General features: G+C 57.6%; 18 protein-coding genes. 10 read left to right on the forward strand and 8 right to left on the reverse strand.

Features of this window, described 5'->3' with window-relative positions:
* Positions 1-62 precede the first annotated feature (62 nt).
* Genes ACQY4Z_RS23040 through ACQY4Z_RS23055 form a run of 4 tightly spaced genes read right to left on the reverse strand, consistent with a single transcriptional unit; the run spans position 63 to position 5,204 of the window.
* Positions 63-638: a sarcosine oxidase subunit gamma gene (locus ACQY4Z_RS23040; protein ID WP_428525191.1), complete on the reverse strand. Its 576-nt coding sequence runs from the start codon at positions 636-638 to the stop codon at positions 63-65.
* Positions 631-3,633: a sarcosine oxidase subunit alpha family protein gene (locus ACQY4Z_RS23045; protein ID WP_428525193.1), complete on the reverse strand. Its 3,003-nt coding sequence runs from the start codon at positions 3,631-3,633 to the stop codon at positions 631-633. The genes ACQY4Z_RS23040 and ACQY4Z_RS23045 overlap by 8 nt, the downstream gene beginning before the upstream one ends.
* Positions 3,630-3,935, reverse strand: coding sequence for a sarcosine oxidase subunit delta (locus tag ACQY4Z_RS23050; protein ID WP_008190152.1), 306 nt, complete (start codon positions 3,933-3,935; stop codon positions 3,630-3,632). Before ACQY4Z_RS23050 ends, ACQY4Z_RS23045 begins: the two co-directional genes overlap by 4 nt.
* 15 nt (positions 3,936-3,950) lie before the next feature.
* Positions 3,951-5,204 carry a sarcosine oxidase subunit beta family protein gene (locus ACQY4Z_RS23055; RefSeq protein ID WP_209175160.1) on the reverse strand — a complete coding sequence of 418 codons (1,254 nt, stop codon included), beginning with the start codon at positions 5,202-5,204 and terminating at the stop codon, positions 3,951-3,953.
* 399 nt (positions 5,205-5,603) lie between these two features.
* On the opposite strand from ACQY4Z_RS23055, the gene ACQY4Z_RS23060 reads away from it, so the two are divergent.
* The 3 genes from ACQY4Z_RS23060 to fghA all read left to right on the forward strand — a co-directional run bounded on the left by ACQY4Z_RS23060 (position 5,604) and on the right by fghA (position 8,067).
* Positions 5,604-6,716 carry an S-(hydroxymethyl)glutathione dehydrogenase/class III alcohol dehydrogenase gene (locus ACQY4Z_RS23060; protein ID WP_428525195.1) on the forward strand — a complete coding sequence of 371 codons (1,113 nt, stop codon included), beginning with the start codon at positions 5,604-5,606 and terminating at the stop codon, positions 6,714-6,716.
* Positions 6,717-6,777: 61 nt separating this feature from the next.
* On the forward strand, positions 6,778-7,209 hold the full coding sequence (locus ACQY4Z_RS23065) for an N-acetyltransferase family protein (protein ID WP_428529651.1): 432 nt from the start codon (positions 6,778-6,780) through the stop codon (positions 7,207-7,209).
* A gap of 33 nt (positions 7,210-7,242) precedes the next feature.
* Positions 7,243-8,067, forward strand: coding sequence for an S-formylglutathione hydrolase (fghA, locus tag ACQY4Z_RS23070; protein ID WP_428525197.1), 825 nt, complete (start codon positions 7,243-7,245; stop codon positions 8,065-8,067).
* Between the two features lie 6 nt (positions 8,068-8,073).
* On the opposite strand, the gene ACQY4Z_RS23075 is transcribed toward fghA, so the two are convergent.
* The 4 genes from ACQY4Z_RS23075 to ACQY4Z_RS23090 all read right to left on the reverse strand — a co-directional run bounded on the left by ACQY4Z_RS23075 (position 8,074) and on the right by ACQY4Z_RS23090 (position 12,476).
* Positions 8,074-8,451 (reverse strand): DUF423 domain-containing protein, encoded by a 378-nt coding sequence (locus ACQY4Z_RS23075; protein WP_428525199.1) that lies wholly within the window; start codon positions 8,449-8,451, stop codon positions 8,074-8,076.
* A gap of 146 nt (positions 8,452-8,597) precedes the next feature.
* Positions 8,598-10,643 carry a M3 family metallopeptidase gene (locus ACQY4Z_RS23080; protein WP_428525201.1) on the reverse strand — a complete coding sequence of 682 codons (2,046 nt, stop codon included), beginning with the start codon at positions 10,641-10,643 and terminating at the stop codon, positions 8,598-8,600.
* Positions 10,644-10,740: 97 nt separating this feature from the next.
* Positions 10,741-11,874, reverse strand: coding sequence for an agmatine deiminase family protein (locus ACQY4Z_RS23085; RefSeq protein ID WP_428525203.1), 1,134 nt, complete (start codon positions 11,872-11,874; stop codon positions 10,741-10,743).
* On the reverse strand, positions 11,868-12,476 hold the full coding sequence (locus ACQY4Z_RS23090; protein WP_428525205.1) for a pyridoxamine 5'-phosphate oxidase family protein: 609 nt from the start codon (positions 12,474-12,476) through the stop codon (positions 11,868-11,870). The genes ACQY4Z_RS23085 and ACQY4Z_RS23090 overlap by 7 nt, the downstream gene beginning before the upstream one ends.
* A 487-nt stretch (positions 12,477-12,963) precedes the next feature.
* Here ACQY4Z_RS23090 and ACQY4Z_RS23095 point away from each other — a divergent pair, with 487 nt between their 5' ends.
* The 7 genes from ACQY4Z_RS23095 to ACQY4Z_RS23125 all read left to right on the forward strand — a co-directional run bounded on the left by ACQY4Z_RS23095 (position 12,964) and on the right by ACQY4Z_RS23125 (position 20,497).
* The gene (locus tag ACQY4Z_RS23095) at positions 12,964-14,319 is read left to right on the forward strand and encodes a substrate-binding protein (protein WP_133947123.1); all 1,356 of its coding nucleotides are present in this window, start codon (positions 12,964-12,966) and stop codon (positions 14,317-14,319) included.
* Between the two features lie 111 nt (positions 14,320-14,430).
* Positions 14,431-15,462, forward strand: a complete 1,032-nt coding sequence (locus ACQY4Z_RS23100; RefSeq protein ID WP_133947124.1) for a branched-chain amino acid ABC transporter permease — start codon at positions 14,431-14,433, stop codon at positions 15,460-15,462.
* A gap of 3 nt (positions 15,463-15,465) precedes the next feature.
* The gene (locus ACQY4Z_RS23105) at positions 15,466-16,671 is read left to right on the forward strand and encodes a branched-chain amino acid ABC transporter permease (RefSeq protein WP_428525208.1); all 1,206 of its coding nucleotides are present in this window, start codon (positions 15,466-15,468) and stop codon (positions 16,669-16,671) included.
* Between the two features lie 11 nt (positions 16,672-16,682).
* Entirely contained in the window at positions 16,683-17,438 is a 756-nt protein-coding gene (locus tag ACQY4Z_RS23110; protein WP_133947126.1) for an ABC transporter ATP-binding protein, read from the forward strand.
* Positions 17,435-18,214 carry an ABC transporter ATP-binding protein gene (locus ACQY4Z_RS23115; RefSeq protein WP_133947127.1) on the forward strand — a complete coding sequence of 260 codons (780 nt, stop codon included), beginning with the start codon at positions 17,435-17,437 and terminating at the stop codon, positions 18,212-18,214. The genes ACQY4Z_RS23110 and ACQY4Z_RS23115 overlap by 4 nt, the downstream gene beginning before the upstream one ends.
* 129 nt (positions 18,215-18,343) lie before the next feature.
* Positions 18,344-19,441: a calcium:proton antiporter gene (locus ACQY4Z_RS23120; RefSeq protein ID WP_428525211.1), complete on the forward strand. Its 1,098-nt coding sequence runs from the start codon at positions 18,344-18,346 to the stop codon at positions 19,439-19,441.
* A 111-nt stretch (positions 19,442-19,552) separates the two neighbouring features.
* Positions 19,553-20,497, forward strand: a complete 945-nt coding sequence (locus tag ACQY4Z_RS23125; protein WP_428525213.1) for an ornithine cyclodeaminase family protein — start codon at positions 19,553-19,555, stop codon at positions 20,495-20,497.
* The last annotated feature ends 2 nt before the right edge of the window (positions 20,498-20,499 follow it).

A 20,499-nucleotide genomic window follows, 5' to 3' on the forward strand; every position in this document is an offset into this window, starting at 1 on the left:
AAATTTCAAGCAACAAACCTGAACCGGCTGGCGCTCAGAGCGCCAACCGGACCTTTAATGAATCAGGCCGCGGCCAACTCCTGGGCGCTTTCGACAAGGATGCCGGCAACATAGTCCATGAAAGAAACCCAAGCCTCGACCACGAATGTGTCTTCACCCGTGCGCCAGATCATGACTGGAGACTTGTGGAAGATTGTCCGGGTCACCGTGCCAACCGGGAATTTTTCCAGCGAGAAATCGATGAATATCCCGGTGTTGAGCAACCAGCTGGCCTTTGGACCTGACACGATCAAAGCTTCTGATCGGTGCGAAATGTCGGTGAGGGAGTGCGGCTGACCATCGAGCTTGGTCTCGATCCCGTCAAACACCGCCTGAAGCTCATCTTCAGGCGCCAACAGCGTCCATTCGTCCGGCCCCATCCAAAGCGCTGCCCGTTTTGCCGAGGTTTCCGCACCGAGCGGGGTCACCGGCAATTTCGCGCCGAAAGCTTCACCCGCCGCCGGGATGGCAGCTTCGCGCAACCGGAGCGACAGCCGTGTCATCGGCGCTGCCTTCAGAACTGAGACATCCGGAAGGCTGAGGAGCGGTGTTTCGCCGGCATCCGGCGTGATGACGTCACTGGCAAGAAGATCAGACATTGAGCCGCGCTCCTTCCTTGTCAAAGAATATTGGGCTGGTCACTTGCACCTCGATGCCGCCATCCGGCATGGGCACATAAAGCGACTTGCCATGAAGGGCATGGCCGTTTTTCACGATCGCCAAAGCGATCGTCCGGCCCATGGCGGGACTGTAGTAAGATGAAGTCACATGACCTTCCGCTGGTGTTCCGGTGGCCGGGTTTTGCGCAACAGTGATCTGTGCGCCTTCTTCCAACTTGACCTTCGGATCCTTGGTCAGGAGGCCGACAAACTGCTTGCGGTTATCGGCAACAAGATCCGGGCGTTCTAGGCCGCGTTTGCCGACGAAGTCGTGCTTTTTCTTGCCGATGGCCCAGCTCATGCCGGCGTCTTGCGGGGTGACAGTGCCATCGGTGTCCTGACCGACGATGATGTAACCCTTTTCGGCGCGCAGAACGTGCATGGTCTCCGTGCCATAAGCGGTGCCGTTGTGCTTTTCGATTTCACCGGCCAGCGTTTCCCACATCATCTTGCCATGGCGGCGCGGGACATTGATCTCGAACCCGAGTTCGCCGGTAAAGGAGATGCGGAACAGGCGGCACGGAACACCGCAGAAGGTGCCTTCCTTGACGCTCATGTGCGGGAAAGCCTCTGCGGACAGGTCGATACCTTCGATGAACGGGGCGATCACCTCACGGGCCTTAGGTCCCTGAACTGCGGCCACTGCGTATTGCTCAGTGGTGGAGGTGATCCAGACATCGAGATCCGGCCATTCGGTCTGCAGGTAGTCTTCCATCGTTGCAAAGACGCTCGGCGCACCGCCGGTGGTCGTGGTCACATGGAAGCGGTCGTCTGCCAGACGGCCAATGACACCATCGTCGACGATGAAGCCGGCATCATTCAGCAAGAGGCCATAGCGGCAGCGGCCCGGCGCCAGCTTTTTCCAAGGGTTGGTGTACATCCGCTCCAGGAATTCGGCGGCATCGGGCCCGACTACCTCGATCTTGCCAAGAGTGGACGCATCAAACAGGCCAACGCTTTCACGTACAGTAGCGCATTCCCTGGCGACGGCTGCATGCATGTCCTCGCCCGATTTCGGGAAGTACCAAGTCCGTTTCCACTGTCCGACGTCTTCATAAACGCCGCCATTGGCGACAACCCAGTCGTGGGACGGGGTCTTGCGGACCGGATCGAAATGATCGCCGCGGGCAACACCTGCAAACAGACCAAAGGTTGTTGGCGTGTAGGGTAGGCGGAAGGTCGTCAGACCGACATCCACAATCGGCTTTTCCAGAGCGCCAGAGGCGATGGACAGCGCATTCATGTTGGACAGACGCCCCTGGTCCGTCGCCATGCCGGTCGTCGTGTAGCGCTTGATGTGCTCGATCGACTGCATGCCTTCGCGTGCGGCGAGTTTGATATCCTTGGCGGTCACGTCGTTCTGGTAGTCGACAAACGCTTTCACGCGCGAGGCATTGCGGTCATGGGGCAGGGCACCGAGAACAGCGCCTTGGCCGGCTTCCCCGCCGGAGGCCGCCGCATAGGTGACCTTGGCTTCCTTGCCGATCGCAGCTTTTGCCGCTGTTTCACCAGCAGCATAGCCGTCGTCGAGTGTTGCCTGAAGGCCGTAGAGACCTTTAGCGGCTCCAGCCGAGCGTTCGTTCTGAACGGATTTTCCAGGCACGTAAGCACCAACGGTTTCGTCCCAGACAACCTTGCCGCGGGACTGAGAGTAAAGGCTTACGGTTGGCGTCCAGCCGCCCGACATCAGGATTGCGTCGCATGCGACCTGACCAGCGGATGCGACCTGGCCGGAGGTCATCAAGCGGCCGAGCAGGGCGGCCTTGACCCGTTTGCGTCCGAGCGTTCCGGTGACGACACAACCAGCTTCAACCCGAATGCCTCGAGCCTGCGCAATGGCCACCAGGTTTTCCGGCGGGGTTTCGCGCAAGTCGGCGATGGCCACGACGTCCACGCCGTGATCTGCGAGGTCGAAAGCCGCCTGCCAGGCAGTGTCACAAGCGGTTGCGACAAGCACCTTGTTGCCGACCTTGACACCATAGCGGTTGAGATAGGTCCGGCCCGCCTCCGCGAGCAAGATGCCCGGGCGGTCGTTTTCCGGGAACACCATCGGGCGTTCGATCGCACCGGAGGCGATCACCACCTCCTTGGCGCGAACCTGCCAGAGGCGTTCGCGCGGCAGCTTGGGATCCGGGTCGCTGAGGTGCTCGGTTACACGCTCGGCAAGAGCGATGTAGTTGTGCGCGAAGTAGCCAAACGCAGTCGTCCGGGACAAAAGCGTGACGTTGTCCATAGATGCCAACTTGGCAACAGTTTCCTGGACCCACTCGATCGGGGTTTTGCCGTCGATGGTTGCGTTTTCGTCCGACAGAAGCGAACCGCCAAATTCCGCCTGCTCATCACACAGTATGACCTTGGCGCCGGTTTCAGCTGCGGCCACCGCTGCGGCAAGACCAGCTGGTCCCGACCCTGCTACCAGTACATCGCAATGCGCGTAGATATTGCCGTAGGTGTCGTGATCCGGGTTCTTTGGCGGTTTCCCAAGACCGGCTGCTGCGCGGATGACCGGCTCATACACCCGGTCCCAGAACGCCTTCGGCCACATGAAGGTCTTGTAGTAGAAGCCGGCTGGAAACAGCGGGGACATGAGATCGTTGACCGCGCCGACATCGAAGCCGAGCGACGGGAAACGGTTTTGCGAGATCGCCTCAAGGCCTTGGTAGACTTCCACCTGTGTTGCCCGCAGGTTCGGGGTCTGATCGCCCTTGCGGTACACGCCGACCAGTGCGTTCGGCTCTTCGGAGCCTGCTGTCACGATGCCGCGCGGACGGTGGTACTTGAAGGACCGCCCGACCAGGTGAACACCGTTTGCCAGCAGTGCAGAGGCAAGGGTGTCGCCCTTGTGGCCCTGCATTTCTTCGCCGTCGAAGGTGAAGGTCAGCTGTTCGCCGCGGTCGATCCGGCCGCCTTTTTCAGTACGGAATGGCTGGCTCATTTGCCGGCCTCCTTGGCCAATTCATCAAGGTCCGGCATCGGTTCGCCAGCCTTGTAAAACTTCAGGAAGTCGTCGCTCACGGTGTGACGGACGGCGTTGAAGAACCGGCCACAACCATGGATGTGGCGCCAGCGTTCCGCGTAAACACCCTTGGTGTTGTCGCGCATGTAGAGGTACTCAACCCAACCTTCATCAGTGACTTCTGCAGGGTCGGACGGGCGGGCAATGTGCGCCTGGCCGCGGCAGGAAAACTCGGTTTCCGGACGCTCTACCTGGCAGTAAGGGCAGTAAACCAACAACATGTCTGTATTCTCCCCTTAGTGTGCCACGGCGGCAGCGGCCGCTTCGTCGATCAGGCGACCCGTTTTGAAGCGGTCGATGGTGAAAGGTGCATTGATCGGATGCGGTTCGTCTTTGGCAATTGTATGCGCAAAAACGTGTCCAGAGCCCGGTGTTGCCTTGAAACCGCCTGTGCCCCAGCCGCAGTTCACGTAAAGACCCTGGACCGGCGTTTTGGACAGGATTGGTGAGCGATCGGGGGTTACGTCCACGATGCCACCCCAGTTGCGCAACATGCGCATGCGCCGGAAGTGCGGGAAGAGTTCGCAGATCGCGTCAATTGTATGGTTGGAAATGTGGATGCCGCCCGTCTGGCTGTAGGAGATGAACTGGTCCGTTCCCGCACCAATCACCAGCTCGCCCTTGTCGGATTGGGAAATGTAGGCATGGATCGTGTTCGACATCACCACACATGGGAAAGCCGGTTTGACCGGTTCGGAGACGAGTGCCTGCAGCGGGAAAGACTCCAGCGGCATCCGGACACCGGCCATATCCATGACGGTCGTGGTGTTGCCGGCAGCCACTACGGCGACCTTCTTGGCCTTGATAAAGCCCTTGGCCGTTTCAACACCCTCAACGGCGCCATCAGCCCCGCGCTTGATCCCGGTGACAAGGCAATTCTGGATAATGTCGACGCCCATGTCGTCCGCGCCACGCGCATAGCCCCAGGCCACCGCATCGTGACGGGCGGTACCGCCAACGCGCTGAAGGGCGGCGCCCATCACCGGATAGCGAATGTCCTTGGAGATGTTGAGCGGAGGGCAGTATTCCTTGGCCTGTTCCGGCGTCAGCCATTCGTTTTGAACGCCCGCCAACCGGTTGGCGTGAATGTGGCGCTGTGCGACCTGAACGTCGTGGACCGTGTGGGCCAGCATCATGACGCCACGCGCGGAGTACATGACGTTGTAGTTCAACTCCTGCGACAGGCCGTCCCACAAATCAATTGCGTGATTGTAGAGCGCCGCGCTTTCTTCCCAGAGATAGTTAGAGCGCACGATGGTCGTGTTCCGGCCCGTGTTGCCGCCGCCAAGCCAACCTTTTTCAAGGACCGCGACGTTGCGAACGCCGTGTTCCTTGGCAAGGTAATAGGCGGTAGCAAGACCATGGCCACCGGCGCCGATGATGACCACGTCATACTCGGCTTTGGGCTCCGGCGCGCGCCATTGGCGGCCCCAGTTCTGGTGCGCGGAAAAGGCATTTTTTGCCAGTTCCAGGAAGGAATAACGCTTCATAAAGAGCGGCTCCGCACGTTTTGGACCATCACTGCCTTTCAAGTTGGAAAGACGGTCGCGGTCCGGTCCTTGTGTTCATGTCCTATGGGCACCGGCAATTGCCATTCGGCAAGCTGTGTCCGTTGGTGCGCATATTCGCGATTGCATGCCCATCTGCATATCAGGTTTCGGTCGCTTGTTGGTCTGAAAGCGACATATTCGCTGGCACAGGTTTTCCGCAGGATTGGACATGCTGAAAACACGCGAAAAATGCGAGGCCTTGGGCTGTTTTTTGGCGCAGCAAGGAACAAACCGGCGCTCTTGAATGCGTAAATCCGACATTGGATGTCGTCCCGGTTCTTGCAAATGATCGCGCTCGGAGTAACTGTGCGGGTCAATAGCATTTAGGGAGATCGTCAAATGCAAGTTCGTGCAGCCGTGGCAGTGGGCGCCGGCAAGCCCCTCGAAGTAACCACAGTCAACCTGGAAGGCCCGCGGGGTTTTGAGGTTCTGGTGGAAGTCAAGGCAACTGGCATTTGCCATACGGATGAGTTTACGTTGTCCGGTGCGGACCCGGAAGGTCTCTTTCCGGCGATTCTCGGCCACGAAGGCGCAGGTGTTGTTGTCGAAGTCGGCAAGGGCGTCACGACCCTGAAGCCGGGCGATCATGTGATCCCGCTCTACACGCCGGAGTGCCGGACGTGCGAATACTGTCTCAACCCGAAAACCAACCTTTGTCAGGCAATCCGGTCCACGCAGGGCCAGGGCCTTATGCCGGACGGGTCTTCCCGGTTCTCCACGCTCGATGGCGACCCGATCCTGCACTACATGGGCACATCCACTTTCGCGAACTACACCGTTGTTCCGGAGATCGCGCTGGCAAAGATTAACCCGGACGCCCCGTTCGACAAGGTTTGCTACATCGGCTGCGGCGTCACGACTGGCATCGGCGCCGTGATCAACACGGCCAAGGTCGAGATTGGATCGCGCGCGATTGTTTTTGGCCTCGGCGGCATTGGTCTGAACGTCATTCAGGGACTGCGGCTTGCCGGAGCGGACCAGATCGTTGGCGTTGACTTGAACCCGGCCAAGAAAGAAATGGCTGAGCGTTTCGGCATGACCGACTTCGTCAATCCGTCCGAGGTGGAAGAAGACCTGGTACCGTATCTGGTGAACCTCACAAAGGGCGGTGCGGATTACACATTCGATGCGACCGGCAACGTCAATGTCATGCGGACCGCGCTGGAATCTGCCCACAAAGGCTGGGGCGAGTCGATCATCATTGGTGTGGCGCCGGCCGGTGCCGAGATTGCCACGCGTCCGTTCCAGCTGGTCACCGGACGGGTCTGGAAAGGTACGGCGTTCGGTGGCGCACGCGGACGCACGGACGTGCCGCAGATCGTTGACTGGTACATGGACGGCAAGATCGAAATCGATCCGATGATCACGCACACCATGCCGCTTGAGGACATCAACAAGGGCTTTGATCTGATGCATAAAGGCGAGTCGATCCGCTCAGTGGTGCTCTACTAAGCCTGTGACGGATCTCATTGTCAGACCCGCTCGCGCGGAAGATGGGAACGGCATTTGGGATATGCTGGAGCCCGTCTTCGCAGCCGGTGAAACCTACACGGTCGATCCCGATATCGACCGTGCCGGTGCGCTTGCCTATTGGACGGGCGGCAAAAAGGTCTTTGTGGTTGAACGGGACGGTGAGCTTCTGGGCACCTATTACATCGTTCGAAACCAGAAGGGCGGTGGCTCACATGTTTGCAATTGCGGGTTTGTCACCGCCGCTGCCGCGCAAGGCCTGGGCGTTGCCAGACTGATGCTGGAACATTCGCTCGAGACTGCGAAGGCAGATGGGTTTCGGGCGATGCAGTTCAACTTTGTCGTCTCGATAAATACGCGTGCAGTGGAGATCTGGCAGCGATACGGATTTGATATCGTTGGCCGGTTGCCAGAGGCATTTCATCATCCGCGCGACGGCTATGTCGATGCGCTTGTCATGTACCGGAAGCTTTGACGGTGCGGACGCTAACGTTTTAATGGAGTTTCCATGAAAACCCTTTCTGAAAACAAATGTTTTGGCGGCGTTCAGGGCGTCTACAGCCATGAGAGCACGGCGACCGACGGCGAGATGACGTTTGCGGTCTATATTCCGCCGCAGGCCAAAAACGGGCCAGTGCCGTGCCTTTGGTATTTGTCTGGGCTGACCTGTACCCATGAAAACGCGATGACCAAGGCGGGTCTTCAGGCGCATGCCGCGGAATTTGGCCTTGCGATCGTCTTTCCGGACACCAGCCCGCGCGGCGAGGGTGTTGCCAACGACGAGGCCTATGATTTGGGGCAGGGGGCCGGTTTTTACGTCAACGCGACGCAAGGCCCCTGGGCACCGCATTTCCAGATGGAAACCTACATCGCCACAGAGCTGCGCGATCTTGTGCAGGCACAGTTCCCGGTGTCGATCCACCACGGCATTACCGGGCACTCCATGGGGGGGCACGGTGCGCTGACCCTGGCGATGAAATACCCGAGCCAGTACCGGTCCTTGTCGGCCTTCTCACCGATCGCAAACCCGAGCCAGTCCGACTGGGGACGCAAACAACTCGGTGCCTATCTCGGAGACGATGAGACCCTATGGACGGCGCACGACGCTGTGTATCTCTTGAAGGAGAAGGGCTGGGTTGAGGACATCCTCATTGACCAGGGCGCAGATGACCAGTTCTACGATCTGCTTAAACCCGAGGCGCTGGCCGCGGCACTTGCTGAGACAAAGACAGCCCACAGCTTCCGTCTGCAACCGGGCTACGATCATTCCTACTATTTCGTCTCGACGTTTGCCCGCGATCATGTCGCCTGGCATGCCGCGCGCTTGAAGTAGGTCCAGTCATCTCGGCTTTATCTGGACCGCACTGAGAGCCAGTGCGATCCAGCTTGCGATTGTCAGCATCCCGCCAGTCGGGGCCGCCATCGGAAAAAGGCGGTTGCCGATTGTGGCGCGTGCGATTAAGTCGCCGCTGAACAGGGTGATGCCTACGACCATAAGCGCAAAGGCAACCGGCAAAAACGGAACACGCCGGATCTGCGCGACTAGTCCCATCCCTAGAAAGACGGGTGCGTGGAAGAGCAGCATGTGTGCTGCGGTCTTCATCAGACCGGTCGTATCCGCATGCGCCGAGAGAGCCAAAAACGCGACGCCCGAAGCCCCGCTCAAACCGCCAATGACCAAACCGAGACGGAGAAGTTTCGAGGTGGCGTCGGACATAGTGGGCGAGGTCTGCATAATCAGAAACTCGTTGGTTGGACAATCGATTGCATGAAGTTAATAGGTCGGATCTGCCGACCCGGTCTTGCGCCGGGCTCAAAAAATCATGGTCCCGGCGCGGGGGCCGGGACTGCATGTTTCGCGATTTAGGCTGCGGCGAGGCCGCGGCCTTCCAGAAGGGCGTCGATTTTTGGGGCGCGGCCGCGGAACGCGACATAAGCGTCTTCCGGATCTGGACGTCCGCCAGCGGAATAGATGTTGGTCAGGAGCTTGTCCGCTGTGTCCTTGTCGAAGATGTCACCAGCTTCCTTGAAAGCGCCGAAAGCATCTGCGTCCATCACCTCTGACCACATATAGCTGTAATATCCGGATGAATAGCCGTCGCCGGAGAAGACATGCTGAAAATGCGGGATGCGGTGGCGCATGGTGATCGCTTTCGGCATACCAATCTTTGCAAGTTCGGCCTTTTCGAACGCGACCGGATCAAAGCTCGACGGATCGTCCAGCAAATGAAGTTCCAGATCGAGAAGGGCGCAGGCCGTATATTCCACGGTCGCAAAACCTTGATTGAAGTTCGCGGCGGCAAGCAATTTGTCGAGCAACGCTTTTGGCATCGGTTCGCCGGTTTTGTAGTGAACGGCAAACTTGGAGAGAACTTCAGGTTCTGACAGCCAGTGTTCGTAGAGCTGCGATGGCAGCTCGACAAAATCGCGTGCGACCGATGTTCCGGAGATCATCGGGTAAGTGACATCCGACAGAAGCCCGTGCAGCCCGTGTCCGAACTCATGGAAGAGAGTGCGCGCATCATCAAATGTCAGAAGCGTGGCTTCACCCGATGCGCCCTTGGAGAAGTTCATGACATTGACGATGATCGGTGTGTCACCGCCGTTCAGCTTGTGCTGAGAGCGGAACGCACTCATCCAGGCGCCGGAACGTTTCGAGGGACGAGCGAAATAGTCACCGAGGAACAAGCCTTTATGGCTCCCGTCAGGGTTCAAGACTTCAAAGGCCCGAACATCCGGATGGTAGACGGGCATGTCCTTGAGTTCCCGGAAGGTGACACCGAAGAGGCGGGTTGCCGTGTCAAATGCCGCTTCGATTATCTTGTCGAGCTGCAGATAAGGCTTCAGCTCGGCTTCATCGAGATCGTGCTCCGCCTTGCGGACCTTCTCTGAATAGAACCGCCAGTCCCATGCCTCGATCTCATGGTTTTCGCCCAGGCTCTGAGCCATCTCGCCGAGTTTTTCTGCTTCCTCGTTCGCGCGAGCAACAGCCGGCGTCCAGACCTTGGTCAAGAGATCGCGGACGTTTTCCGGTGTCTTGGCCATCGTGTCGTCCAGCTTGAAGGCGGCGAAGCTGTCAAAACCCAAAAGCCTGGCTCTTTCAGCGCGCAGCTCCAGGGTATCCTTGATGATTGCGCGGTTGTCCGTGTCGCCCCCGTTCTCACCGCGGGCAGACCATGCCTTGAACGCTTCTTCGCGCAGGCGCCGGTTGGTTGAGAACTGCAGGAACGGTTCAATCGAAGAACGGGAGAGGGTGATGACATGCTTGCCGTCCAGGCCCCGTTCCTTTGCGGCTTCTGCGGCGGCTGCAATCAGAAAGTCTGGCAGTCCGGTGCGATCTTCCTCGGTTTCTAGAACCAGTTGGTACTCGGACTCATCTTTCAGAACGTTCTGCGAAAAGGAGGTGCCGAGTGTTGCAAGTTTTTGCGAGAGCTCTGCCATGCGGGCCTTGCCATCTGCTTCCAGCCCGGCTCCTGCGCGCTGGAACATCTTGTAATAACGTTCCAGGACCTTGGCATCTTCGGGGGGCAATCCGAGGGAGTCTTTTTCATCCCAAAGAGTGGCAATCCGGTTGTAGAGTTTGGCGTTGAGCAGTGTGTCGGAGCTGTGCTTGGCAAGCTTTGGAGCAAGATCGCGTTCGATCTTCTGGAGGGCTTCGTTGGTGTGGGCGCCGCTCAAATTGAAAAAGGTTCGTGCAACTTTGGACAGAGCCTTTCCCGATGTTTCAAGTGCAACAACCGTGTTCTCGAAGGTTGCCGGTGCTGCCTGATCCGCGATTGCATCGATCTCGGCGCGGGCCTCTGCCATGGAAACTTCGAAACCCTCCTCGAAGTGGCTCGGCTCGATCTCAGAGAAAGGTGGGAGCTCGAAAGGCGTGGTCCAGTCGGTCAGCAACGGATTGGCGGTCATGAAAATCCTCAAAAGGGTTCGAAATCGACTGCACTCAGATATGGCGCAAGCTGATCGTCCTTTAAAGAGGCGCTTCCGTTATTCCACTACGTCGAGGTTAAACCCTTGGCTGCTGTTGCGTCGCACAGTGGATGCCGCCGCCGGTCTCGCCGAGCGCGTCGACATTGAGGGCGACAACTTCCCGGTCCGGATAAAGCCGCCGCAAAGTCCTCTGCATTTCGACATCCGTGTCCTGATCGCCAAATTCGGCACATACAACGGCGCCATTCAGAACGTAATAGTTGGCGTAGGACGCAAGAAAATCATCAGATGTCACTCTGATGCGGTCGGGTGAGGGCACTTCAGTGATCTTCAAGTGACGTCCTTCCGCATCCGTCGCCGACTTCAGGATAGCGAGCGTCTTCCTGGCAGAGACAGAAAAGATGTCATTGTCGTCCGGATATGGAACTTGAATGAGAACTTCACCCGGGCGAACAAAGCGTGCGAGGGCGTCGATATGATCATCTGTGATGTCATGACCAGCAACACCTGGTGCCCAGATCATCTTGTCTGCGCCATAGGCCCTGAGCAGCCGATCTTTGATCTCGGCGCGTGAGAGAGTGTTACGGTTTGGATTGACCCAGCAGCTCTCATGGGCCAGCAGGGTGCCGTGGCCATCCCATTCCACGCCGCCCGGTTCACCGGTCAAGCCGCTCGGATAAACAGTCAGACCCAAACGCTCTGCGACACGCGGCACAATTTGACCGTCGTTGTCATGGACTTGTTTTCCGCCCCAGCCGTTGAATTTCATTCCCGAGACAACAAGGCCGCCCTGATCGTTGATTGCAAACAGTGGTCCTGCATCCCGGCACCAGAGATCGTCGGTCGGGATATCCCATAACTCGACAGACTGGGAGAGAAGCTTGCGAGCGTTTGAATGGTAATCAGCACCGGCCAGCATGACCACAGGTTCAAACTCGGCAATGGTGTTTGCAATCTCAGCGATGGTTTGCTGCAGGTCTTGCAGAAACCAGCGGTCTGGATGAACAGCGGGATGCACGGGCCACTGCATGAACGTGCGCTCGTGCGGGTCGTCTTCTGCCGGGACGAAGTAGCCGTCGGGCAAGCCGGTCGTTGATGCTTGCGCTGACATCATGAAACTTGCTCCAGAGCTACTTGCCGCCAACACTGCTGTCGCCGCAGAGGCACCTTGCAGAAAACGTCTCCGAGATCGGCCTGTTCTTGTCACCACATGGACCCTTTTGCCCGTTGTAACCAGTCCGCATCATAGGTCGATCCGTCGAAACTGTCCTTTATTTCCTGCATGATTTGTCCAGGGGTCGGGATGTCGCCTTTGGCAATATAGCTCTCCGGATTCCAGAGGTCTGCGCGCATGATGGCGCGGGCGCACTGGAAGTAAGCTTCCTCGATCGTGATCTCGATGACGGACCGGGGCTCTTTGCCCTCCATGACAAAAGACGCGAGCTGAGCCGGATCAACTGAGATCACCGCATGTCCATTGATGCGCAAAACATTGTTCCAGCCCGGGATCATGAACATCAGCGAGACGTGCGGGTCACGAATGATATTACGCAGAGAATCAATGCGGTTGTTTCCGCGCCTATCCGGCATGAGCAAAGTGCGAGGGTCCTTGATTCGAACGACCGGGCCGGCGTCTCCGCGCGGGGAACAATCAAGACCTTCCGGTCCCGCCGTTGAGAGTGTGCAAAAGCAGGATTTCTCAACGATTTGACGGTAGGCGCCGGTCAGATGATCAGTCACTTTTATGAGCGACGCTTCGCCGACTGGCCCATAGTGTTTTTCAAGCTCATCGATGGTTTTGAGAACGGTCATAAAAAATCTCTTGTGGTTGGTTTCATGAGAAAAATTTCGGCAGGTGCATTGTTTATGTGCAGGTTTTGGTCCGGTCCAACATGTACGGGCCTGCGCGGGCGAGCCGATCATATATGACTTTTGTCTAATGATCTGGATGGATAGGTGTTTTGCCACATTACGTATAGGTTATTTTGCGGCGCAGCAAGAAAAATTTGGGAATGGCTATGATCCGGAGCATGTCGTTTGTTTGCGCTGCGACATGAGTGAGGTGTCATGAGAAGTATTTAGCCAGCGTTACTTCAAAAGTATTAGGCGCCAGAAAGTAGGGCGCGCCAATAGTCGTATTGCTGACTGGAGCGCATCGTTTCTAAAGTCTTGCCAGCTTGCAGTTTTGACGTGGTGGAGCCGGGCAACCGGACGGGGAACAGGTCTGAGCTGCTTGCCGCTGTACAGCTACTGCAGGCGCGCTCAAGGTGAGCCCGCCATGCCTTTCTGGGAGGAAAGAATGAGCTTAATTCGCAAACCCCTTAATCGCCGTTCGATTCTGCGCGCCGGCGCGCTCGGCGGTACGGCTCTCGCCATGCCGACGGTATTCACCAGCCGTGCGTGGTCGCAGGGCTACTTGAATGAGCCGACCGGCTCGACAGTTACCCTCGGCTTCAACGTCCCGCAGACCGGACCTTATGCCGAAGAGGGGGCTGACGAACTCCGTGCTTACGAACTTGCTGTTGAACACCTGAACGGTGAAGGCGACGGCGGAATGATGGGCACCTTCTCGTCGAAGGCGCTGAAGGGCAACGGTATTCTCGGCAAGAAGGTCGAGTATGTAACCGGTGACACCCAGACCAAGTCTGATGCGGCGCGTGCATCTGCAAAGTCGATGATCGAAAAAGACGGCGCAATCATGATCACCGGCGGTTCGTCCTCCGGCGTGGCCGTGGCCGTGCAGGCGCTCTGCCAGGAAGCTGGTGTAATCTTCATGGCGGGTCTGACCCACTCCAACGACACCACCGGTAAGGACAAGCGCGCCAACGGCTTCCGTCACTTCTTCAACTCCTACATGTCCGGTGCAGCTCTTGCTCCGGTGTTGAAGAATGCATACGGCGCTGACCGTAAGGCCTACCACCTGACCGCGGACTACAACTGGGGTTACACCACAGAGCAGGCTGTCAAAGAGTCCACCGAGGCTTTGGGTTGGGAAACCGTTGAGACCGTCAAAACCCCGCTCGCCGCGACGGACTTCTCGGCTTACATCACACCGGTTCTGCAGTCCGATGCTGACGTTCTCGTTCTGAACCACTACGGCGGCAACATGGTGAACTCACTCACCAACGCTGTTCAGTTCGGCCTGCGCGACAAAGTCGTGAACGGCAAGAACTTCGAGATCATCGTTCCGCTCTACTCCCGCCTGATGGCGAAGGGTGCTGGTGCGAACGTTAAAGGCATCTTCGGCTCCACCAACTGGCACTGGTCGCTGCAGGACGAAGGCTCCAAGGCTTTCGTGAAGTCCTTCGGTCAGAAATACGGCTTCCCGCCAAGCCAGGCTGCGCACACCTGCTACGTTCAGGCTCTGCTTTATGCGGATGCGTGTGAGCGTGCCGGCACGTTCAATCCATGCGGTGTTGTTGAGGCCCTCGAAGGCTTCGAGTTCGACGGTCTCGGCAACGGCAAGACCTTGTACCGCGCTGAAGATCATCAGTGCTTCAAGGACGTTCTGGTCGTGAAGGGTAAAGAAAACCCGACATCCGACTTCGACCTTCTGGAAATCGTCGAAGTGACACCTGTGGAGCAGGTGACCTATGCACCGGACCACCCGCAGTTTGCCGGTGGTGCACTGGGTACCTGTAACTCAGGCGCTTAATCCTATCTCAAAAAAATCCGACAGGGCGGGTCTCTGCCCTGTCGGTGTTTTCCTTGTAATCTAGCGCGGTTGGGGGCTACCGCCACGCGCTGTTGATCCGAGCTGAGAGCGATGGACGCGATACTTCTTCAAATCTTGAACGGTCTGGACAAGGGGTCCGCATATGCGCTGATCGCCCTTGGGCTGACCCTCATTTTCGGCACATTGGGCGTTGTTAACTTCGCCCACGGCGCGTTGTTCATGATCGGGGCCTTTTGCGCGGTCACACTGAACCGTCTGCTGTCCGTGTCGTTCACCACCATCGACGATACCCGGACCGACTTCCTCGGGAACCCGCTGAAGGTTGAAACACCTTATGTGGAAGCCTGGTTTGGCCCCGAGATGGGAGGCGCGATCATTGATTGGTCGGTGCCCCTTGCGATCCTGTTCTCAATTCCGATCATGGCGCTGGTTGGCCTGTTCATGGAACGCGGCCTGATCAAATACTTCTACAAGCGCCCGCATGCGGACCAGATCCTGGTGACCTTCGGCCTAGCGATCGTTCTTCAGGAAATCATCAAGTATTTCTACGGCGCAAATCCGATCCCGACACCGGCTCCGGAAGTCTTCGCTGGCAGCTTTGATTTCGGTGCGATGATCGGAATGGACCCGAATGTCATCATCTATCCGTACTGGCGGATTGTTTACTTCCTGTTTGCCACGGTCATTATCGGCGGGGTCTTCGCCTTCCTCCAGTTCACAACCTTCGGCATGGTTGTTCGAGCGGGTATGGCAGACCGGCAAACTGTCGGATTGCTCGGCATTGATATCGACCGGCGCTTCACCATCATGTTCGCCCTTGCCGCGATTGTGGCAGGCCTTGCAGGCGTGATGTATGCCCCCATCAATTCGCCCAACTACCACATGGGGATGGACTTCCTTGTCCTCAGCTTCGTCGTGGTGGTTGTTGGCGGCATGGGCTCGTTGCCCGGGGCCGTCGCTGCTGGCTTCCTGCTCGGGATTCTTGAAAGCTTTGCGTCTATGGCGCAGGTCGTCGCCCTGCTGCCGGGCATCAACCAGATCATCATCTATCTCGTTGCGATTGTGATCCTTCTCACCCGTCCGCGGGGACTGTTGGGCCGCAAGGGCGTAATGGAGAGCTAAATCATGCTTGGACTTAACAAAAAAGACACGTCGCTCTTCATCCTCGTCTTGCTGCTGGTTGTATTTGCGCCGTTCCTTCTGAACCCCTTTCCGGAGAATTCTGAGCTCGCGCAATTCAACGCAGGCTATCCGGACTTGATGCAACGCTTCCTAATTTTCGGGATCTTCGCCATTGGCTTCAACATCCTCTTCGGCCTGACGGGATACCTCAGCTTCGGTCACGCCGCCTTCCTGGGTGTTGGTTCCTACGCTGGCGTCTGGATGATGAAGCTGCTGACTATGAACGTTCTGCCGGCCATCATTATCTCGGTGATCTTTGCCGGGCTGTTCTCAGTGATTGTCGGATATATTTCGCTGCGGCGTTCAGGCATCTACTTCTCGATCCTGACCCTCGCGTTCGCTCAGATGTCGTTCTCTTTGGCTTATTCGGTCCTCACCCCAATTACGGCTGGTGAAACCGGACTGCAGCTTGCGCTTGATGATCCGCGTATCCTCGGCGTGAGCCAGGTAGATGGGACCATTCCGCTTGCCCACTTCTTTGGGATCGACATGCGCGACAGTTTTGAATTGGCCGTTGGCGGGTGGCTGTTCACGTTCAATGCGGGCTACTACCTCTGCGCTGTCGTGATGATGATCGCTTTCTATATCGCGATCCGGATTTTCCGCTCGCCCTTCGGCATGATGCTGCGCGCGGTGAAGTCCAACCAGCAACGTATGAATTTCACGGGTCTGAACTCGAAGCCTTATACACTTGCTGCCTTCGTCATCTCTGGGATGTACGCCGGTCTGGCTGGTGGTCTGATGGTGGCGATGGATCCGCTTGCAGGTGCGGAACGCATGCAGTGGACAGCGTCTGGTGAGGTCGTCCTGATGACCATCCTCGGCGGTGCAGGCACCTTGATCGGTCCGGTCCTTGGAGCTGGTTTCATCAAGTATCTGGAAAACATCTTTTCCAAGATCAACGACAACATTCTCTACGAGTGGTTCTCCGGTCTTCCGGAAGGAATCGCTGACTTCCTGGTGTTCGTCATCCACCCGTTCATCGGCAAGGGCTGGCACCTGACGCTCGGCATCATGTTCATGCTGATCGTTATCTTCCTGCCAGGTGGCATCATGGAAGGTCTTGAGAGGATCGGGCGGCTGTTCAAGCGCAAATCGTCCTCCGCGAAAGGCTCTGGTGCCAAACCATCCGCCGCGCCAGCTGAATAAGGTGATTTGATATGGAAATCCTCAAAGTCGAGGGCGTAAACAAGTCGTTTGGCGGACTTCGGGCTCTCAACAACGTTAACTTCAGTGTGGAAGAAGGCACCGTCCATGCGATCATCGGTCCGAACGGAGCCGGTAAGTCGACCTTCCTCAACTGCATGATCGGGCGTCTGGCTCCAGATACCGGAACCGTGATGTTCGGGGACATTTCTCTGACCGGCATGAAACCGCACGAGATCAACCAGGTGGGTGTGTCGCGCGTGTTCCAGACACCGGAAATTTTCGGCGATCTGACCCTGATGGAAAACATCATGATCCCGGCACTTGCCAAGCGGGACGGCGAGTTTGCACTCCATGCGTTTGCGCGGGTGGATCAGGATGCCGAGATTCGCGACAAGGCCATGCATATGCTGGAAGATGTCGGTCTCGCCGAAAAGGGCGACATCACAGCGAGCTCCTTATCCCGTGGTGACAAACGCCGGCTGGAGCTTGCGATGTGCTTGTCACAAGATCCGAAACTTCTGCTTCTGGACGAGCCGACAGCTGGCATGTCCCGGGCAGATACCAACAACACCATCGATCTTTTGAAACGCATCGGTGACCGCGGCATTACCAAGGTGGTCATCGAGCACGACATGCACGTTGTGTTCTCGCTGGCCGAAAAGGTTTCCGTTCTGGCGCAAGGGGCGATCATCGCCGAAGGCAAGCCAGAAGACATCAAGGGAGATCCGAAAGTTCAGGAAGCCTATCTCGGAGGAGCGCACCTGTGACCATTCTTGAAGACCAATTCGCCGGCAAGACGGCGCCGGCGGTTCCGCCAAAGAAAGCCCGCGGTGGTGCTCCGGCCTTCTTTTCTGCCTGGGACCTTCACGGCTACTATGGCGAGAGTTACATCGTGCAGGGCGTCAGCTTCGACGTACGCGAAGGCGAGATCCTTGCACTTCTTGGCCGGAACGGTGCGGGTAAGACCTCTACCTTGAGGACGATCGCCCGCATGGACGACCCCGCGCTCACGCATGGGGAAATTTGGCTGGACCACAAGCCTCTGCATGAAATGAAGAGCTTTCAGGCCGCTCAAAACGGGGTCGGTCTGGTGCCAGAGGACCGCTGCATCATTCCTGGCCTCACGGTTCAGGAGAACCTGGAGCTGTCCCAGATTGCAGAGCCCAAGGGCTGGTCGATCGAGCGGATCTATGAGCATTTTCCGCGGCTCGCAGAACGGCGCAACCAGGAAGGCACTACCATGTCTGGTGGCGAGCAGCAAATGCTTGCTGTTGCCCGTATCCTGGCACGGGACATCAAGCTCCTGTTGCTGGATGAGCCCTATGAAGGCTTGGCGCCGGTTATCGTCCAGGAAATCGAGCGTATCCTGGAAGGCGTGAAGGATCTCGGCATGACAACCATCATCGTTGAGCAGAACGCCATCGCGGCGCTCCACTTGGCGGACAGGGCAGTGATCCTCGACATGGGCGAGGTGGTTTTTGACGGTACGGCGCAAGAGGTTCTGGACAACGCGGAGCTTCGCCAAGAGTATCTCGCGATCTAAAGCTGCCAGAAACTTAAGATGATCCAGGGCCGGCGTTTGCGCCGGCCTTTTTTTGTTCGGTTGTCCGACCAGCAGCGCCGCTTATAGTGGGCGCAATATTTGATTGATTCTTCGGGCTGGGGCGGCGGGATGTCCATATTACGATCAGAACTTCCGAGCCTCGTCGGGTTCCTTGCCTTTGCCGCCTTCAAGCTGCTTGGCGATGTTCTGAAACCAGCCGCAGTTGGCACGTTTGGCAGCCTGATCCTGCTCGCACTGATCTTTATCGTTGTCATGTGGTGCGCCTTCTCCGTTGTGCGCCATGCCGAAGGCTTGGCGACACTGTTCGGCGAACCATACGGGACCTTGATCCTGACACTGGCTGTGATCGGCATCGAGGTGGCTCTGATCGTTGCGATTATGCTGTCCGGCGATGCGGTTCCGACCATGGCGCGGGATACAATGTTCTCAGTCGTGATGATCGTCCTGAACGGTTTGGTTGGGCTTTGTCTGTTGCTGGGCGGCCTAAAGCATCGCAACCAGACCTATAATCTTCAAGGCGCGAACGCGTTTTTGTCCGTGCTTGTGCCGCTCGCAATTTTTGCGCTTGTATTGCCGCGCATCACGCATTCCGCTCCAGGTGGTGAACTGTCGCCGCTTCAAGTCGGCTTTGAGATCGTGATGTCAGTAGTTCTCTATGGTGTTTTCCTGGCCATACAGACCGTGACCCACAGCGACATCTTCCGCCAACCGGATAGTGCCGGTCACGATGAACATCATGATGTGGTTGTCCGGACCGTTCCGTTTCATGTGATTGGGCTTTTCGGCGCGCTTTTGCCGATCATACTCCTGTCAAAGAGCTTGGCGCTTTACGTTGACTTCGGAATTGCCGCTGTCGGCGCGCCGATCGCTTTCAGCGGTTTCATAGTCGCTGCACTTGTTTTGATGCCGGAGGGAATGAGTGCGGTGCAGGCGGCGCGGGACAACATGCTTCAGCGGGCCGTCAATATCTGTCTCGGCTCGGCGGTGGCAACGATTGGTTTGACTGTGCCCGCTGTCTTGATAGTCGGATGGTGGACCGGCTTGCGGGTTGAACTTGGCCTGGAAACGACCGAGATCATCATTTTGGTGCTGACCCTGTTTGTGAGCCTTTTGACCTTCGGCAGCCGCACGACGAACTACCTCCAAGGCGCTGTCCATCTTGCCTTGTTCGCAGCCTATATCATGCTGATCTTCGATCTTTCGTGAAACGCGGACTAACTGGCTGCTGACTTCAGTCAAGTGGCGGTTGGACTGCCGCCGCAAATATGATTTCCTGCAAGCAGTTTCTGTTTCCAATCCCCCTGATTCCGGTTGCCTATGCTGCTCCTTTCTGAAGACCAAACCCGTCACGCACTGCCATTTCCTGCTCTGATCGACGCTCTGGAAGAGATTTTCCGTTCCGGATGTGTGATGCCGACCCGTCACCACCACGATATGGAAATGTCGGGAGAACCGGACGCGACCATGCTCTTGATGCCGGCGTGGGTGCCAGGTGAATACGCCGGGGTAAAGGTGGTCAACGTCATGCCGGGGAACTCTGCGCGGGGATTGCCGGCAGTGGCGGCGCAGTATCTTCTGTCTTCCGCCAAGACCGGCGAAATGCTGGCTCTGATTGACGGGGGCGAATTGACTGCCCGGCGGACGGCGGCGGCATCTGCGCTCGCAGCCAAATATCTTGCGCGGGAAGACGCAAGTCATTTGCTGATTGTCGGCACAGGTCGTCTTGCCCCAAATCTCGTGGCCGCACATATGGCGGCTCGGCCGATCAAGCAGGTGACAATCTGGGGCCGTTCGAAGGAAAAGGCCGCTGAACTTGCGCGCCATGTTGGCGCGACCTATCCGGTTTCTGTGACCGTCGCCGGTCATCTGGAGGATGTTCTCGGCAAGGCGGATATCATTAGCGCTGCAACGCTTTCCAACGAACCGCTGATCAAGGGCGCCCTCGTTAAACCGGGCGCTCATGTCGATTTGGTGGGCGCGTTCAAGCCCTCCATGCGCGAAAGCGACGACGACCTGGTCCAACGCGCGGACCTCTATGTCGATACCCGCGACGGCTGCCTTGTGGAGGGCGGAGATATGGTCCAGCCCCTTCAGGCCGGAGTTATCACAGTAAAAGACATCAAGGCCGACCTTTACGACCTTTGCCGAGGTACGAATCCAGGACGCCAGTCTGATGATGCGGTGACCTTCTTCAAATCGGTGGGAGCGGCATTGGAAGACCTTGCGGGTGCCATGCTCGCCTATGAGACGGCGCGCAAATAGAT

This window comes from Roseibium sp. (assembly GCF_965276855.1).
In the GTDB taxonomy this organism is placed as follows: domain Bacteria; phylum Pseudomonadota; class Alphaproteobacteria; order Rhizobiales; family Stappiaceae; genus Roseibium.